The sequence below is a fragment of the Roseofilum halophilum BLCC-M91 genome (assembly GCF_030068445.1).
Taxonomy (GTDB): domain Bacteria; phylum Cyanobacteriota; class Cyanobacteriia; order Cyanobacteriales; family Desertifilaceae; genus Roseofilum; species Roseofilum halophilum.
Window position 1 is genome coordinate 1 of sequence record NZ_JAQPOK010000037.1, and the last position, 15,737, is coordinate 15,737.

14 protein-coding genes and 2 pseudogenes are annotated in these 15,737 nt (G+C 47.0%); 8 read left to right on the forward strand and 8 right to left on the reverse strand.

Annotated elements, in window-relative coordinates; translation table 11 throughout:
- Window positions 1-191: 191 nt before the first annotated feature.
- The 6 genes and pseudogenes from PJF56_RS04820 to PJF56_RS04845 form a co-directional block, all read right to left on the reverse strand.
- A pseudogene (locus PJF56_RS04820) lies at window positions 192-455 on the reverse strand (transposase); the annotation flags it as partial.
- 4 nt (window positions 456-459) lie between these two features.
- Window positions 460-1,014 (reverse strand): annotated as a pseudogene (locus PJF56_RS04825) (Uma2 family endonuclease); the annotation flags it as partial.
- A 25-nt stretch (window positions 1,015-1,039) separates the two neighbouring features.
- Window positions 1,040-1,510: a tetratricopeptide repeat protein gene (locus tag PJF56_RS04830; protein WP_283761512.1), complete on the reverse strand. Its 471-nt coding sequence runs from the start codon at window positions 1,508-1,510 to the stop codon at window positions 1,040-1,042.
- A 59-nt stretch (window positions 1,511-1,569) separates the two neighbouring features.
- Window positions 1,570-2,985, reverse strand: a complete 1,416-nt coding sequence (locus PJF56_RS04835) for a bifunctional orotidine-5'-phosphate decarboxylase/orotate phosphoribosyltransferase (protein WP_347179442.1) — start codon at window positions 2,983-2,985, stop codon at window positions 1,570-1,572.
- Complete coding sequence (locus PJF56_RS04840) at window positions 2,985-3,407, reverse strand: hypothetical protein (RefSeq protein ID WP_283761514.1); 423 nt, start codon at window positions 3,405-3,407, stop codon at window positions 2,985-2,987. Before PJF56_RS04840 ends, PJF56_RS04835 begins: the two co-directional genes overlap by 1 nt.
- A 198-nt stretch (window positions 3,408-3,605) precedes the next feature.
- A complete protein-coding gene (locus PJF56_RS04845) occupies window positions 3,606-3,905 on the reverse strand; it encodes a hypothetical protein (protein WP_283761515.1) in 300 nt (99 codons plus the stop codon).
- 456 nt (window positions 3,906-4,361) lie between these two features.
- On the opposite strand from PJF56_RS04845, the gene PJF56_RS04850 reads away from it, so the two are divergent.
- From PJF56_RS04850 to PJF56_RS04885, 8 genes are all read left to right on the forward strand, one after another.
- On the forward strand, window positions 4,362-5,735 hold the full coding sequence (locus PJF56_RS04850) for a hypothetical protein (protein WP_283761516.1): 1,374 nt from the start codon (window positions 4,362-4,364) through the stop codon (window positions 5,733-5,735).
- Window positions 5,732-6,472 (forward strand): PspA/IM30 family protein, encoded by a 741-nt coding sequence (locus tag PJF56_RS04855; protein WP_283761517.1) that lies wholly within the window; start codon window positions 5,732-5,734, stop codon window positions 6,470-6,472. Before PJF56_RS04850 ends, PJF56_RS04855 begins: the two co-directional genes overlap by 4 nt.
- Window positions 6,473-6,607: 135 nt before the next feature.
- Window positions 6,608-7,369 carry a PspA/IM30 family protein gene (locus tag PJF56_RS04860; RefSeq protein ID WP_283761518.1) on the forward strand — a complete coding sequence of 254 codons (762 nt, stop codon included), beginning with the start codon at window positions 6,608-6,610 and terminating at the stop codon, window positions 7,367-7,369.
- An 85-nt stretch (window positions 7,370-7,454) separates the two neighbouring features.
- Window positions 7,455-7,985: a filament integrity protein FraC gene (gene fraC, locus PJF56_RS04865; RefSeq protein WP_283761519.1), complete on the forward strand. Its 531-nt coding sequence runs from the start codon at window positions 7,455-7,457 to the stop codon at window positions 7,983-7,985.
- Window positions 7,982-8,536, forward strand: a complete 555-nt coding sequence (locus PJF56_RS04870) for a DUF5357 family protein (protein ID WP_283761520.1) — start codon at window positions 7,982-7,984, stop codon at window positions 8,534-8,536. The genes fraC and PJF56_RS04870 overlap by 4 nt, the downstream gene beginning before the upstream one ends.
- A 30-nt stretch (window positions 8,537-8,566) precedes the next feature.
- Complete coding sequence (locus PJF56_RS04875; protein WP_283761521.1) at window positions 8,567-9,349, forward strand: ABC transporter permease; 783 nt, start codon at window positions 8,567-8,569, stop codon at window positions 9,347-9,349.
- A 58-nt stretch (window positions 9,350-9,407) separates the two neighbouring features.
- On the forward strand, window positions 9,408-10,229 hold the full coding sequence (larE, locus tag PJF56_RS04880) for an ATP-dependent sacrificial sulfur transferase LarE (RefSeq protein ID WP_283761522.1): 822 nt from the start codon (window positions 9,408-9,410) through the stop codon (window positions 10,227-10,229).
- Window positions 10,230-10,436: 207 nt separating this feature from the next.
- Window positions 10,437-11,561 (forward strand): tetratricopeptide repeat protein, encoded by a 1,125-nt coding sequence (locus tag PJF56_RS04885; protein ID WP_283761523.1) that lies wholly within the window; start codon window positions 10,437-10,439, stop codon window positions 11,559-11,561.
- A gap of 495 nt (window positions 11,562-12,056) precedes the next feature.
- Here PJF56_RS04885 and ppc read toward each other — a convergent pair whose 3' ends face one another.
- A complete protein-coding gene (gene ppc, locus PJF56_RS04890; RefSeq protein ID WP_283761524.1) occupies window positions 12,057-15,164 on the reverse strand; it encodes a phosphoenolpyruvate carboxylase in 3,108 nt (1,035 codons plus the stop codon).
- A 189-nt stretch (window positions 15,165-15,353) separates the two neighbouring features.
- Window positions 15,354-15,596, reverse strand: coding sequence for a hypothetical protein (locus tag PJF56_RS04895; RefSeq protein ID WP_283761525.1), 243 nt, complete (start codon window positions 15,594-15,596; stop codon window positions 15,354-15,356).
- Window positions 15,597-15,737: the final 141 nt, after the last annotated feature.

Below are 15,737 nucleotides of genomic sequence, written 5' to 3' on the forward strand. Positions count from 1 at the left end.
GGTCTTTCCTATCCCTCACTTATCTTTGGGGTTCCCACGATTAATTTCCTTGATTAATCGTGCTTGTCTTGCTCTCTTTCCTCTCTCTCTTGACCCTGATTTCTTATTTTCCTCTGCCTAGAGTGACAAAAGAGGGGTATAGCGCGCAGCGCTATATTATTCAAATGATGTCTAGATGAGCAGATGGACCGCTATGGCGCAAGCTTATAGTCAAGATCTACGATACAGCGCGAAGCGCTGTAACTTATTTGACCACACATACATGCCTGTAAATATCTCAATTTATCTAAGGATTTTTCTCCAAATTCTTTTGGTATTTTTATCAATTTCAATATCAAGTATGCGATTAAACATACAGTAATTTGAATCTCTATTCCATTGATGTTTTTTGTAATTAATTGGTCTAACTTTAAATGCATTTTCAAGAATTTCCAAAGCAGTTCTATTTGCCATCGCAGTCAAATCTAGAGAGAAACCTCGCAGAACCTCTCCACCCGATACACTGGTTGGAGCCTCTAGCACCTCTGGGGGTTGGCCGGGGCGGTAAATTTCCACTTGGCGCTGTTTGCGGTTAATCAACCAACCGAGACGACAACCATTATCGAGGTATTCCTGCATTTTAGCTTGAGTTTTGGCCAAACTATCGCTCGGAGACAGAATTTCTATAGCAAAGTCGGGACACAGGGGGAGAAACCTTTCTCGCTGTTCTGGGGTAAGATTATGCCAACGCTCTTTAGCGATCCAAGCGACATCCGGAGAGCGATCGCTGCCATCGGGTAAATGAAACCCAGTTGAAGAGTCGAACACTTCACCGAGTTGGGTTTCTTCATTCCACAAGGCCAGTTGCAGGTTTATTTTAGTATTCACACGGCCCGTTTCGCCACCGGTAGGAGACATGAGATGAAGTTCTCCCGTTGCACTGCGTTCGAGTTTGATCTCTGGGTTTTGTTGACAGAGTTGATAAAACTGCTCAGGGGTGAGTTTAATTATGGGATCGAGGTTAAGAGTTACCATACTTCCTGATCGCAGATATCAGCATTTAATTTAAGCGGGCTGTACATTCGAGGATGAGGCGTTGGTTTTCGATCGCATGGGGAACAATCGCCGAAGCTTGACGAAACGCCCCGATCGCCTGCCGATACTCAGCCAAAGCCGCATGACACAATCCTAACCCATGCAGCGCCCCAAAATGAATCGGATTTAAGCGCACCACCTCCTCACAATCGGCGATCGCCTTGTAATACTCCCGACGCATATAATATAATACGGCTCGACGGTTCCAAGCCTCTGCAAAATCCGGCCAAGCGTGAATTACTTCGGTTAGCATCTCTTCTGCTCTCTCAAATTGGCCCGTCTCCAAGACTCTCTGAGCTTGTTGCAGTCGCTTGAACCCCATCATTCCCTTCTGGTTAAACCAGCGCCGCCATAGTTCCTGAATCGCTTGTTCGCGCACAGGTTTGGAGTCACTCTGGAGATCGGATAGCAAACCATCTAATTCTGGATCGCGCATGGTTTTCTACGAGTGTATTTCTTTCTAGTGTATTACCCTTTTCGAGTTTTGAGCAAAATTCAGGCCTGTTCGCTCATCAAGGACTCAAACTGATCCCCTGTAATTCGTCCCCCTTCTTTCAGGGTTTGGGCAATTTCCGATAAAGTTAAAACTGAATGGCCACAATAGCCCTGTTCTTTCAGTTTCTCTTTCACTCCCCGCTCATGATCGATAAACACCACAATATCCTCAACCTCTAACCCCACCGACTTGAGTTTTGCTGCTCCCTCCATGGCACTGCGTCCCGTAATCAAAATATCCTCAATCACCACCACTTTTTCTCCGGGTTCAAAATGACCTTCGACCAACCGTTTTGCCCCATGATTTTTCACCTCTTTGCGAGGATAAATCATCGGATGTTCTAGGCGCAAGGCTAACCCAGTCGCTGTCGGTAAGGCTCCGTAGGGAATTCCAGCAATGCGCTCAAACTCTAAAGTCTTCAAAATATCAGCATAGGCGCTGACAATTTGATGGAAAATTTGCGGTAAGGAAATAATTTTTCTTAGGTCAATGTAGTAGGGCAAAACTTGACCGGAGGCTTGCACGTGATCGCCAAAAGTAATGCAGCCAATATCATAGAGTTGCAAGATTAAATCTCGATAGGGGGTAGACTCCAAGAAACAAACATCGGGAACCCATAGATCGCAGGTGGGACGACCTTCGAGTTTTTGTTGTCGTTCTTGATTAATTTTATCCCGTAAATGGGCGATCGCCTCCCTAGGATTATCCTCTGCGAAGATTTCCGGAGGAATCGGCAGTAATAAGCCATCCCCACTGCCATTCAAACCCGCATCTAAAATTTCTGTTACATCCGGGAATATACTATCATAATCCGTCAATAAAATCAACCGTTCTGGAGCCGCTAAACGGACTTGCGCCAACACATCCGGCATCACTTCTCCTAAAGATAGGGCAACTCGATCCGGCGTTCCCCAACTTTGGGCAGATTCCACAAGATGGAGATAGAGAGGAGTATCGCTATGGGGATAATCTTGGAGAACGGAGCCGGAAGGATTTCCGGTATAACAGAGGACAAACACCAGGCGATCGCCATACATCAAGAACGGAGCCACTTGGTCTAAACCCGCATAGGGCAGTACCGTACAGCCATCCATTTGCCAAGTTTCAAACACCAACCGAGCAAAGGCGGTACTCGTCTCTAAATCGCTATATTGGGCATCCAAAATAATCGGAATAGAAACAGGAATCGATCGCCGGATCGATTGCAGCAAAGTCATCCCCGCAGCACCTAAAACTTGATAAGCACCAAGATTCAACCTATAGGCACAAACGAGATCCTGAGTGTGGGCAATTTTCTGCTGTAAATCCCCTTCTAAATCCTCAATTGTGAACCGTTCCAAATCCGGATCGAGATTCCCGTAGAGCAGACTATCCGTTTTGGCGATCGCCCCTTCATACTTATGCCAAAAACTCATCATTCTCCCCGCTCCCTTTGCTCCAGAAACCTCACCGCTTCAATTTGACGAGCGATAATGCGACTCATCGCTGGCTCGATATGAAATAATCGCTCTTCGCGATCGCCATTCGGATCGAATCGAAATAGAGCGCCCATCTCCCCTGCTTCTAGGGCATAAAATAACTTTCCCTCTCCGGCATTACACAGACTCGTAATCGCCACCGGAACCACCGCTTCCGCCTGTTGTTCCAACTGAGCCATGGCTTGGGGAGACATCATCATCGAACGAATTCCCCTATCTTTCCAAGCATTCCGGCGTTGAACCTGCAAGCGCTGGCGTTGGATTGATTGGCCAAATTCACTCTTGATTTCCCGAAATTGATTCTCAGCCTTTTGGAGATAAAGTTTACTTTGGGCAAGATAAGCAATAGGTGGAGACATGATAAGCGATCCAGAAAATATGGCGATCGATTGAACCTATTTTATCGGATCGAGTCAATCCAGCGCTTTCTGCTAGGGAATATCGGCCGCAAATAATCACCCCCTAGGCTTATCCCTAGGGGGTGTAAAAAGGTTTTCGATTTTTCTTAAACTTTTTATCTTAAAAACGGGTTAATCTTATCGGTTGTTTCTTTATACCTAAGCCAAGGCTAGGCCTTGATCTAAATCATCTTCGACCACACTCAAATTAGGTCGTGACCCTTTGAGGGCAACCGGTTCTAAGGGCTTAGAATCAGCTTCAATCACACTTAAGGGTTGATACTGCCAAAATTCTAAGCTTTCCCAGGAAGGAGCAAAAGCAGGCATCGCTAAGGGACAGGCTTTCCATCCACCGCGTACAGGAACGCCAAGTTGTTGGCAATTGCCCCCTCGCCGACCTTCGGGAGTAAAGTGACGGCAATACCGACAGGCGGACGTTTGACAATTGGAGTTGTTCATGGGGAATCCTCAATCAGGAGCAGGCATCGGCTTCACTTCCATTTTCAGTTATCTTCTCTAGAAAATGAAAATAGCTTCATAATTTTTTTATGTTTCCTTTAAATTTGGACATGAATTCCCCATTTTCACTCTCATCATTTTCAGGGATAAGGGGGAATTTCCGGGATAAACCAATTGGGGATCAAGGAGACCGGCCCAGTTTGCCCCATGTATTGATCTCGATCGCTGCCTGTATCATCTGCGTGAGAAAACTACTGAATAAGAGACCCTTAACCTTTCCATTAAAGCGATCGCCAAAAAGTAGTCAGCGCTACAAGAAATGAAGAGAAAGAGGGCTGTAATTTAAATCTTTGTGAATAAAATAAAATAGTCTCCCTATCATTACGCATCAAAATAAGATACAATCAACGCTCAAATAAGCAGATTCACCCAATAGCTAGAGGCGAGACTTTGGCGATGAGTAACCGTTTTCCTGGAAAACCAGCCACCCAACCCCACCAGACCTATACCATCTCCTTACCCCTGCAAGCGGCTCTAACCAGTCTCAATGTCAGCCTAGAGGAAGAATTAACCCGTTACCGGCGACATCGACAGGGATACCCTCCAACCCTAAAAAGCTATGCTCTAACGCCAAGCGCTCCAGGAAACAAAAGTAAACCCTTAGACTTCTCCGTACCTCCAGAGCGCCCCCAACCGACGGCATCGCCAGCCCCTCCAGCCCCTCCAAGCCCCCAATCCGTCGATCCAGAACTAGAGACAGCCCTTTCCACCTCCTTCGCTGACCAAAATCTAGCCGAACCCGACACCGGATTTGAAGCCGATAGCCCCCCAGACGATTACCTAGAATCTTCAGAAGAACTGCTCAGAAGTTTAGCAGAGGAAGAAGAGGAAGAGGAAACTCCCCTTACACAGCCAGCCTTTAACCCCTGGTTCACTCCCCTGGGTATCGGCTCGACCCTACTCTTAATTTTGCTGTGTATTACCTTCGGAGTCATCTTCCTCAATCCTTCCCTCATTCGCCATTTGCTTCCCAACAGTCCCTTACAACAGCCGAATCCCACCACTCCCGAACCCTCCCCAACTCCGGGGAATCCTTCCGAGGTTTCCCAATCTCGCCACCGTCCCACCTCAGAATTCGATCGCCTAACTCTAGATCGTCTCAGTATTCTCGAACCCAAGCAACCCCCCCAACCTTCACCCGTGGCATCCCCTGTGGTAGACCGCACTCCCCTCCCCCCTACCCCTGCGGAAGAAGAGCGCCCATCAGGGCTGAATATGCGAGTGTTGAGCTTACCGGTCTTGTCTTCTCAACCCCAACCGTCCGCACCTGAAAGGGCCCCAGTAGAAGAAGCCGCCGCGCCTTTACCCCCTCCTCCAACTCCTAGAACAGTTCCCACGGAAACCGTCCCCCTCAACCCTCCGGAGTTGCCCCAGTTACAAGCAGCCGCTCCCATTGTGCCCCCAGAGGCTCCCTCTTTTGCTGAACCTGTCCCCCCTCAAAGCTATCTCCAGGGCTTTGCGGGATCGATTCCTATTCCTGTTGATATGCCTCCAGAGCAGGAATGGATGCCAGAACCGGTGGCGACTGTGCCAGAATCGGGAAATCCGAACTCTTATTATGTGGTCGCCAACTATGAGGATGGTCAGACGATGGCGAAAATTCAAGCCTTGGTTCCCGATGCCTATTTACGCAATTTTGAGGATGGCATTTATGTGCAGTTGGGCGTATTTGAATATTTGGGTATGGCTGAAGCGTTGGTCGAGGAACTGAAGATTGAGGGAATTTCTGCCAAAATTTATGATTATGAGTCAACCGAGATGGGATTATGAGTGTTGTAGATCGCCTAATTCGTGCTGTTCGTGCCCATGTTAATGACTGGATTGCCCAACGGCAAGACCCGGAAAAGCTCCTAGAGACGGCTATTTTAGAGTTGCAAGATGACTTGGTGCGTCTGCGACAATCCGTGGCTCAGGCGATCGCCGTGCAAAAACGTACAGAGCGACAATATCATCAAGCCCAAGTGAGCGCCGAAGATTGGCACAAACGGGCCCAACTCGCCCTAGAAAAAGGGGATGAAACCCTGGCCAGAGAAGCCCTCACCCGCCGCAAACCTTACCTAGAAACGGCTCGGCTGTTCCAGGAACACCTGCAACAGCAAGGGGCTGTGGTGGATCGTCTGAAGCAGGATTTACACACCCTAGAGAGCAAAATAGCGGAAGCTAAAGCCAAGAAAGACCTCTATATTGCCCGCGCCCGTGCGGCCAAAACCTCCGAACAGTTGCACCAAGTGATGAATCAATTGAATCCTACGGGGACAGGTGCAGCGTTAGAGCGGATGGAAAATAGGGTACAACAACTCGAAGCTCAAGCGGAACTGGCCCAATGGGGAGGAGATGCTGTGGAAAGAGAGTTCCAGGCTTTAGAATCAACAGAGGAGGCTTCAGTGGAGGAGGAACTAACGGCGATTAAAACCCAACTGGAAAGCCAGGGGCCCAGAAGCCAATCGGAGTACGATCGGGAGTTAGAGGAACTGCGATCGCGACTCAATGAACTGGGTAATGGGTAATGGGTAATAGGTAATAGGTAATGGGTCATCTCCGTGTCCCCCCATCCCCCCATTCCCCACTTCCTACTTCCTATTGCCCTTGACACTCAACTATAATTTGTATATAGACCCTGATAGGAAAGCAGAATTAGAACTATGGGATTATTTGACCGGATCAGCCGAGTTCTGAGAGCCAATGTTAACGATCTCGTCAGCAAGGCAGAAGACCCGGAGAAGATACTAGAGCAGTCCATTATTGACATGCAAGAAGATCTAGTACAACTCCGGCAAGCTGTAGCTAGTGCGATCGCCAGCCAAAAGAAAAGCCAGCAACAATTTAATACCGCCCAAAATGAAGCCAACAAATGGCAACAACGGGCACAACTGGCTCTACAGAAGGGCGACGAAAATCTAGCACGGGAAGCTTTGCAGCGTAAAAAAGCTCAGGTGGAAAGCGCCAATACCATTAAAGTTTCTTTAGACCAGCAAATCGCCCAGGTAGACACTCTGAAGAAAAACTTAATGCAGCTAGAGAGCAAGATTTCTGAGGCCAAAACCAAGAAAGATATGCTCAAAGCGCGGCTGAGTGCCGCCAAAGCTCAAGAAAACTTGCAAAATACGGTCTCGAATATGGGAACCAGTAGTTCCCTAGCTGCGTTTGACCGTATGGAAGAAAAAGTGCTGCAAATGGAAGCTAGAAGCCAGGCAGCCTATGAAATTGGCGGAACCGGGGTTGAAGAACAATTTGCGGCTTTAGAAGGCAGCGATGTGGATGATGAACTCGCTGCCATGAAAGCCCAGTTAAGCGGTGCATCCCCGAATCAAGGCGCTCTTCCGGAAGGGAGCAGTTCCAGTAGCTCGACTCCAGAAGTCGAAGATGACTTGGAACAACTACGCCGGGAACTCGATAAGAGCTAGGATAACGGCGGGTGGGCGATCGTAATGGGCAATTAATTCGGTTAATTGCCCCTGGTTCAAACCTGATGATGTGATGGAGACGATAGTGCTTATCCTTCCCTTACGGGCGATCGCCTTACAGATGCTATTCTTATGGGTGGCGATCGCCATTGAATCCTATCTCCTCCACACTCAACTTCAACTCCAGCGCCGTTTCAGTATTTTTTACGCCGCTACACTCAATCTACTAGCCAATCTGATTGGTTGGTTCTTATTCTTTAATCTAGAAATCCTACTCCCCGATCGAATTAGAAAAAGTTTAATTCATCTACTCCTCTTGAACCACTGGGATCAATCCAGTTTATCCTGGACGCTGCTCGCCATCATTAGTGCCTTTCTGATTGGTTGGTTTGTCAAACGACAAGGAATAGCTATTTTACGAACAATTCGCAAAATTTGGGTAGAACAAAAACATGGAGAAGGAGGTTTTAACGCTGCCGCCAGTGAATCCTTCATCGAAAAAGCCATTTCCCGAACGATATTCAATGCCCACTTGATCAGCAATAGCGCGATATTAATCATTATCTTGATTCAATTTATTAAATTTAAGATCGAACCTTTTTTGATCGGTTTATGAAAAATTTAATCCAACTCTTTGAGACTCTTTTTTCCCGACCTCCTACCCTCTGGCAAATCCTATTTATAACCAGTTTTTTCTTTTGGATGATCGCGGCTGTGAACCCCAACACCCAACAAAAAGAAATCTTAGCCCTCTGTGGATTCCTCTGTTTAATCTATGCCTTATGGGTGATTCTGAACCAATATTCCTTGCGCTACTTCTGGATTGACTTAAAACCTATCATTGTTGGGTTTGTCTTTTGCGCGATCGTCAGTCTCAAACTGAATCAATTTGCCCAAAAAGTGTTGTGGGTGAGTTATCCTGAAGTAGTTGCCATCACACAGATTTTACCTGATTTATTGCGAAAACCCTTAGAGAAAGACAGATTACAATTACAAAAAAATATTATAATTTTACTGAGTGGTTTACTCATCAGTTGCTGGATTTACTCATACTTTATGATTGATGAATGGGTGAGCGATCATCCTAAATTAGTAAACCAGGACATGGAAGAGAGCCTATTCGTGATAAAATTAAGTCTAGATAATCTCCGATTCCGATCGGATTGACGCTGATTCTTGACTCCTTTAGATAAACTCATGAATTTGGATCGACTCAGGGTGATTGCCAATAATGTGTTTGCCGAAACCATCCGCGATCGCATTCTCTATGTGCTGGGCTTGTTCGCCATCATAGTCGTGTTTATGATTCCCATCATTCGGGAAGTCGCTTCTACCGTAGAAGATAAAATTCTCCTGGATGTGGGTTTAGGATTGATGGAGATTCTAGGCGTAGCAGTAACAGTGTTTATCAGTACCGGCTTAATTAACAAAGAAATTGACCAGCGCACCATCTATTTACTGATTGCTAAACCCCTGAATATCTCAGAACTAATCGTGGGAAAATTTCTAGGAGTGACAGCAGTTATAAGCGTCTTAGTCGCTGGCATGATGGCCATTTATCTAGGGATTTTAAGCCTGAATCAAACCAGCTATCCGTCCTTAACTGCCCTGATTCTTTCTGCCCTATTCTTGGTTTTGAAGCTCTCCTTAATTACAGCCGCCGCGATTTTATTTGGAGTCTTTACCCGTTCCTTAGTTGCCCTATTTCTCACCTTTGGCATTTATTTCATGGGCAACTTAAGCGCCGACATGGTGAAACTCAATGCCTTAGTGGAAAATCCCATGTTTTCTCGTCTGAGCCAAGTCTTGTTTGTGATTGTGCCCGATCTATCGCGCTTAGATGTGAAAAACTTAGCGGTGTATGGGATGAACTCCTTACCCGATGCTGTAACCCTAACCACTAATGCGGGATATGGTATCGTCTACACCATGGCATTGTTAGCTTTAGCCACAATTATTTTAGCCCAACGGGAGTTTTGAGATCCCAGTTACAATATTTTAGGATCGTTCTATCAGACAAGGGTAAATTAAACAGAACATGGATATCAGGGAAAAACTCAACCGCCTACAAACTTTATTTACGCAAATGGATCGGGCGCTGATTGCCTATTCTGGGGGAATTGATAGTACCTTGGTGGCGAAAATTGCTTATGATCAATTGGGCGATCGCGCCCTAGCCGTTACTGCTGAGTCTCCGTCCCTGTTACCGGACGATTTAGAGGATGCTAAAGTACAGGCGGCGGCGATCGGGATTACCCATAAGATTGTGCAAACCCACGAAATGGACAATCCCAACTATACGTCTAATCCCGTCAATCGCTGCTATTTTTGTAAAAGTGAACTCCATGATACCCTCAAACCCCTCGCCCAAGCCTGGGGCTATCCCTATGTGATTGATGGGGTAAATGGGGATGATTTACACGATTATCGCCCCGGAATTCAAGCCGCGAAAGAGCGGGGAGCTAGATCGCCGTTAGCCGAAGTTGGCGTAACCAAAGCCGAGGTTCGCGAACTCTCCAAAATCCTAGAACTCCCCTGGTGGGATAAACCGGCTCAACCCTGTCTGAGTTCCCGCTTTCCCTACGGCGAAGAAATTACCCTCTCTAAATTACAACGGGTGGGGCGAGCCGAGCGCTATTTACGGCAACTGGGCTTAACTCAGGTGCGGGTGCGCTCTGAAGGAGAAACCGCCAGAATTGAACTCCCCCCAGAACAGATTCAATCCTTTGTTCTTTCCACTGATTTACCGGCACTGGTGCAACAGTTTCAGAGCTTTGGCTTTCTCTATGTCACCCTAGACTTAGAAGGCTATGTCAGTGGCAAACTCAATCGTGTTTTAGGGGAGGTGGCTAGGGTGTAACTGGGCTAAAATGAGTTACAGCCAGTAGTAGTGCGAGCATCTTGCTCGCTGTTGGCTTTAAATTTAAGTTTAAATCGGTAGTGTTATAGCTCGTTTTTGACTTGTAGCGAGCGAGACGCTCGCACTCCCTATTCCCCTCCCCCTGAGCGAAGTCGAAGGGTGAGCGAAGTCGAAGGGCATTCCCTATTCCCCATTCCCTAATTTTCAATGCTCGATCAAATTGCTAAAGCCTTTGAACGTAAGGATTATCGTACAGCCCAGAATTTGCTGAAGAATTTCTTGCAAAAAGAACCCCAAAATCCTTGGGGGCGGCTGTATGCTGGACGATTATATGAGGAACGGGGGAAACCGGACTTAGCTGAACCCGTTTACCGGCAATTATTGCGGCAAGCGGAACATCCGAAAATTGTTGCTCAAGCTCGTTCGGGACTGCAACGCCTACAAAGCCAAAAAGAGACTCAAGAACAGCAAAAACGGCAACAGGCGATCGCCCAAGCGACAAAAGATCCCAACCAAGCGAAGCCGGGCTTATTAATTGTAGAACCGGTTGTTGGAGAAGCGCGTAAAGGGGCTGCCCAAGAATTTGCCCGGATCATGAACCTAGATTCCTATAGTGCCCAACGGCAACTCCCTGGACGGTTCTGGCGTTTACATCGCACGGGTAATATTGGTGAGTTGGGGGTTTATGGGCAAGAATTGCGATCGGTGGGAATTCCCGCCTTTTGGGTGAATTTAGAGCAAATTGAACAGATCCGGGTGTTTCGGGTACAGTCGATTTCCGAACTGGGAAAAAGAGTGAGTATCATGTGCCATGATGAGTCGAATCAGTTGGGAACCTTCACTTTTGACTGGTCAGAAGTGGCACAGCGCGTAACAGGGAAGTTACCCATCTTTGAATCGGTGGTGATGTTGGATGGTAAAGGAAAACCAGAGAGGGTAGAACGTACCCAGGATTATGTCTATCTGTGCGATTTACATCTTCCCCAGAGAAATTCTCTCTTACGGTTTTGCGATCGCTCCTTTGAATTTCATCGTAGTGTGGGCATTATTCCCCCAGAGACTCCCCGCTCTCAATTGACTGCCCGTCTTCAGTGGAATAGCTTAATGCAAGTGATGGTTAAATACCTGCCCCAGACTCCCCTTTGGTCAGAGTTCACCCCTTTTGGGGAAACGGTCTTACAGGAAGCTAAAATTGTGGCAGATTCTAGGGATCTGTTTGGGGAAATTCGCCCCCATATTGACATTTTCCGCAGAGCAGAAACCGATTGGGATCGCGCCTTTGCCCTTTATAGTGGCTTAGTTTTCTTTCGCCCAAAGGTTGAGCAACAGTAATACCATTTCTCTTTAAGTTGGCAACTAATTACAGCGCTTCGCGCGGCAGAAGGGTAATGGGTAATGGGCAGAAGGGAAAACCATTTTTTACGCTATGCGTGCCCATTCTTCAGGCTTTTCATGGGACAACATTCTCAAGGAACATTTCGATTACTGTACCTCATAACATCGAAAAACGCTGTAAGATCAAGTCCGGTTAATGGGAAAAAAGAAGCGGGCAAGATGCCCGCACTCCTGGAATTGGTTGATCTTACTGGAGAAAAAAGAAGCGGGCAAGATGCCCGCACTCCTGGAATTGGTTGATCTTACTGGAGTGGGAGCATCTTGCTCCCTAGATATTTAATTTGGAGTGGGAGCATCTTGCTCCCTAGATATTTAATTTGGAGTGGGAGCATCTTGCTCCCTAGATATTTAATTTGGAGTGGGAGCATCTTGCTCCCTAGATATTTAATTGAGGTTTTTCTCTCTCCTTGCACAAAGATCGACGCACAAAAATCAACCGGTATTTCGCATTCCCGCAGCAATACCGTTAATGGTGAGCAGAGCGCCCCGCAGTAATTCGCCCTTACTATAGCGAGAAATTACGCCAGAGGAACTGCCACTATTATGTTGACGCAGGCGGCTTAACAGAGAGACTTGTAACATGCCTAAGGGAATAATCGTACCATTGCGTAACTGAACCGATCGCTGAAGGGTAGGGTCTCCATCCAGAAGCCTTTCATGGCTCGTAATCGCCAGAATCACTTCAGAAGTCCGATGGAACTCCTGTTTAATTTGGTCAAACACCTGTTCGAGTCGTCCGAACTCCTCTTGGGGACAGAGTTGTTCCAAGTAGTGCCGGGAAATATGCAGATCCACCTTAGAAAGGGTCATTTCTACTTTCGAGACCACCATCTTGAAGAAGGGCCATTTGTAATAGAAATATTGCAGCAGTTTCAGATGTTCTTCCGGTTCCTGATCGATAAAGTCCTGTAGAGCCGTGCCTACCCCATACCAACTCGGCAGTAAATAGCGAGCCTGAGTCCAGCTAAACACCCAAGGAATGGCTCGCAGTCCGGAAAGGCCTTTCTTTTTCCCACCTCCGCGACGAGCGGGACGGGAGCTAATTTGCAGTTGGCTAATTTCCTGAATGGGGGTGGCGTAGTGGAAGAAGTCGATAAAATCGGGTTGTTCGTAGATCAGAGCGCGGTAGTGCGATCGCGCCTTAATCGCCAATTCTTCCATAATCTCATTCCAGGGGTCAATATCATCAAAACCACTGCCGAGTACCCCTGCTTGCACCACTGCTGAGGTAATAGTTTCCAGGTTATACAGAGCTAACTCCGGTAAGGAATACTTGGAGGCTAACACTTCTCCCTGCTCTGTAATTTTAATGCGCCCATTAATACTCCGGCTCGGTTGAGCTAAAATCGCTTCATAGGCTGGCCCGCCCCCTCGACCGACCGAACCTCCCCGACCATGGAAAATCCGCAGTTCTACCCCAAAGGGTGAGGCAACTTCTTCTAGGGCTTTCTGTGCCTTATGAATTTCCCAGTTACTACTTAAGAAACCCGAATCTTTATTACTATCAGAATAACCGAGCATGATTTCTTGCAAGGCGGGTTTTTCCAACTTTAAGGCTTCATATCCCCCGGTAATCGAAGCCCGATAGGGCATTAACTCAAACAGGGATTTCATCACCGTTGGCGCTCGTTTGAGGTCTTCGACGGTCTCAAACAGGGGAACCACTTGTAAATTACTGATGCCTGTGGCCGGATCGTAGAGTCCTGCTTCTTTGGCCAACAGCAGCACTTCGAGGATATCGCTAACATCATTGCTCATGCTAATGATGTAGGTTTGACAGATTCCCTGGCCAAACTCCTGTTGCAGTTGACGCACCATGCGTAGGGTGTCGATGGTTTCGCAGGTACTTTCTGAGAAGGGTAATTCTCCGGGAATCAGGGGGCGCAAGGTTTGCAGTTCTGTCCCTAACCATTTCACCCGTTCTTCTTCTGTCAGCTCATCATAGGGTTTGGGTAGAAGCCGCAAGTATTGGCTAATTTCGTTCAAGGCGCTACTATGGCGGGAGCTTTCTTGACGAATATCCAGATGGGCCAGATTAAACCCATAGATTTCTACTTGGCAAATCAGATCTTCGAGTTCCCGACAATAGAAACCGGTTTCGGTTAAAGAGCGATGAATTAATTGCAGTTCTGCTAAGAATTTATCGCTTGATAGATAGCTGTGGGTGGTGACATTACTTTCAGGAAACTTGGGTTTACCATCTTGACCGATCATGGGCCGATGGGTTACTTGGATTTCTGATTGCAGGTTGCGATCGCGGGTTTCTTCTAAGCGTTTGAGAATATACGAGAGCTTGAGACGATAGGGTTCCTGCCGATAGCGGATCGCCAATTGCTCATAAACGATGGGAAGTTGCTGCTGGTCTTGTTCCAAAGATTCTAACAACTCCGGTAACACATCGCTCCAGTGCAAGGACAAACTCAGTACATTAATCAGGTGTTTGATCGAATGAATATACTTCTCCAATACCAAATTTCTCTGATAGCAAGCGGTTTGCCAGGTGACTGAAGGGGTAACGGAGGGATTGCCATCCCGGTCAGATCCCACCCACGATCCAAAGGTACAAAAGTTATATCGGGGGGGAGTTAAGGAAGGGAACGTCCCATGGAGGGCTTGTTTTAATCGCTGATAGAGTTTGGGAATGGCATCAAAGAGAACTTCTTCAAAATAGTGAAGGGTATAATCGACTTCATCTAATACCCTAGGCTTAAATTGATGCAACTCATCAGTACGCCACCAGAGGCGAATTTCTTGCCGCAGTTGTTCTGTTTTTTCATTAATTTTGTTGACTACGGCTGAAGGGATGGGGGTAGAGTTGCCCTTGGTGGCAACCAGTCCTTCTTCCCACTGATCTAGTTGTTGCAGCAATTTGGCAATCCGCCGTTGCTTATCGCGAATGGTATGGCGGACAATTTCCGTGGGATGGGCGGTAAAGACTAAGCGAATATCGAGTTGATTAATTAACGCTTGAATCTGTCCGGGGGGCACATTGAGTTCTTTTAATTTCGGAAATAGGGCATGAAATGCACCTAGATCGCGACGGATTTTACTGAGATTTCCACTCCAGGGTTTCGGTTTAATGTGTTCTGGGGTCGATCGCTCAGGTTTTTCTTCATCGCCATCAGCCAAAGACTCGACAGCGCCCGCAGGAGTATCCCAATATTGCTGTTGTTGTCCCCTTTGCTCATAGTGTTGTTCAACGATATTAATGAGCTGGAAATAGAGGGCAAAGGCTCTAGTGGCTCGGATAGAGGCATTGAGATCTAAATTTTCAATTAAGGATTGGGTTTGAGGGTTAACCACATTAGGGGCTTGACCTTCTGGAGAACAGAGGCTACGCATTTCCTTAATTAAGGCGATCAGTTCACTGCCACATTCTTGTTCGAGAACCGACTCCCACAACTGTTCGACTAATTTGAGACGGTGACGCAAAAGCAACTCGGAGGTTAGACTCGCCACGACTTCATCGGAGGAGGAGGGCGAACCATTAACCGATAAGGAACTAAAGCTAGGGTTTGAGGGGTGAAGTGTTGAACTCATCGAATTCTTATCCAGCTATTGGTACTCAACCATTCTAGGGGGTGAAGGTTGCTTTAATGGGAGGGGGATTGATCTATGATATGGGATCAATATCTGGGGGTGGTTGGTCTGGTTTTGATTGTCAAGGGGATAGGGGGAACAAACCGTCCATAATGAACAGTTTTTTTCGACTCTGAGTCGTTTAGTTTTTTAAGTTTGAGGATTGGAGTTTGGGGAACTCTGGGGAGGCTCGGCGAGCAAGGGCAGGCGATCGCCGCGAAAAATTTCTTCTGATTCTTGACCGACGCTTTGCCAGAATTGGCCCATATGCTTGAGCGCCAAAACTCCAAGCACAACCGGCACGGTCGATAAACTTAACACCATAGATAACCCGGCTTGAGGGAAGACAGGGGAGGAGTCTTGATCGGAGTCAAGGGGAGCAGAAGGTTGCATATTCTTTTTGTTAAGCGATATAAAGTAATGGGATATCCAAGGATCTAATGGCCAAGTCTAGTCGCGACTGGAAAATTGCACAATAGGCGATATCTAGCGTATGGGGGTCGATCTCTATACGCCTAGTAATTTTTATCCCTT

Bases quoted from the DNA above. Each gene is read 5' to 3' on its own strand.
- PJF56_RS04835 (WP_347179442.1), bottom strand. From the start codon at position 2,985: ATGAGTTTTTGGCATAAGTATGAAGGGGCGATCGCCAAAACGGATAGT.
- PJF56_RS04840 (WP_283761514.1), bottom strand. From the start codon at position 3,407: ATGTCTCCACCTATTGCTTATCTTGCCCAAAGTAAACTTTATCTCCAA.
- PJF56_RS04845 (WP_283761515.1), bottom strand. From the start codon at position 3,905: ATGAACAACTCCAATTGTCAAACGTCCGCCTGTCGGTATTGCCGTCAC.
- PJF56_RS04875 (WP_283761521.1), top strand. From the start codon at position 8,567: ATGAATTTGGATCGACTCAGGGTGATTGCCAATAATGTGTTTGCCGAA.
- ppc (WP_283761524.1), bottom strand. From the start codon at position 15,164: ATGAGTTCAACACTTCACCCCTCAAACCCTAGCTTTAGTTCCTTATCG.
- larE (WP_283761522.1), top strand. From the start codon at position 9,408: ATGGATATCAGGGAAAAACTCAACCGCCTACAAACTTTATTTACGCAA.
- PJF56_RS04860 (WP_283761518.1), top strand. From the start codon at position 6,608: ATGGGATTATTTGACCGGATCAGCCGAGTTCTGAGAGCCAATGTTAAC.
- PJF56_RS04855 (WP_283761517.1), top strand. From the start codon at position 5,732: ATGAGTGTTGTAGATCGCCTAATTCGTGCTGTTCGTGCCCATGTTAAT.
- PJF56_RS04830 (WP_283761512.1), bottom strand. From the start codon at position 1,510: ATGCGCGATCCAGAATTAGATGGTTTGCTATCCGATCTCCAGAGTGAC.
- PJF56_RS04895 (WP_283761525.1), bottom strand. From the start codon at position 15,596: ATGCAACCTTCTGCTCCCCTTGACTCCGATCAAGACTCCTCCCCTGTC.
- PJF56_RS04885 (WP_283761523.1), top strand. From the start codon at position 10,437: ATGCTCGATCAAATTGCTAAAGCCTTTGAACGTAAGGATTATCGTACA.
- PJF56_RS04850 (WP_283761516.1), top strand. From the start codon at position 4,362: ATGAGTAACCGTTTTCCTGGAAAACCAGCCACCCAACCCCACCAGACC.
- PJF56_RS04870 (WP_283761520.1), top strand. From the start codon at position 7,982: ATGAAAAATTTAATCCAACTCTTTGAGACTCTTTTTTCCCGACCTCCT.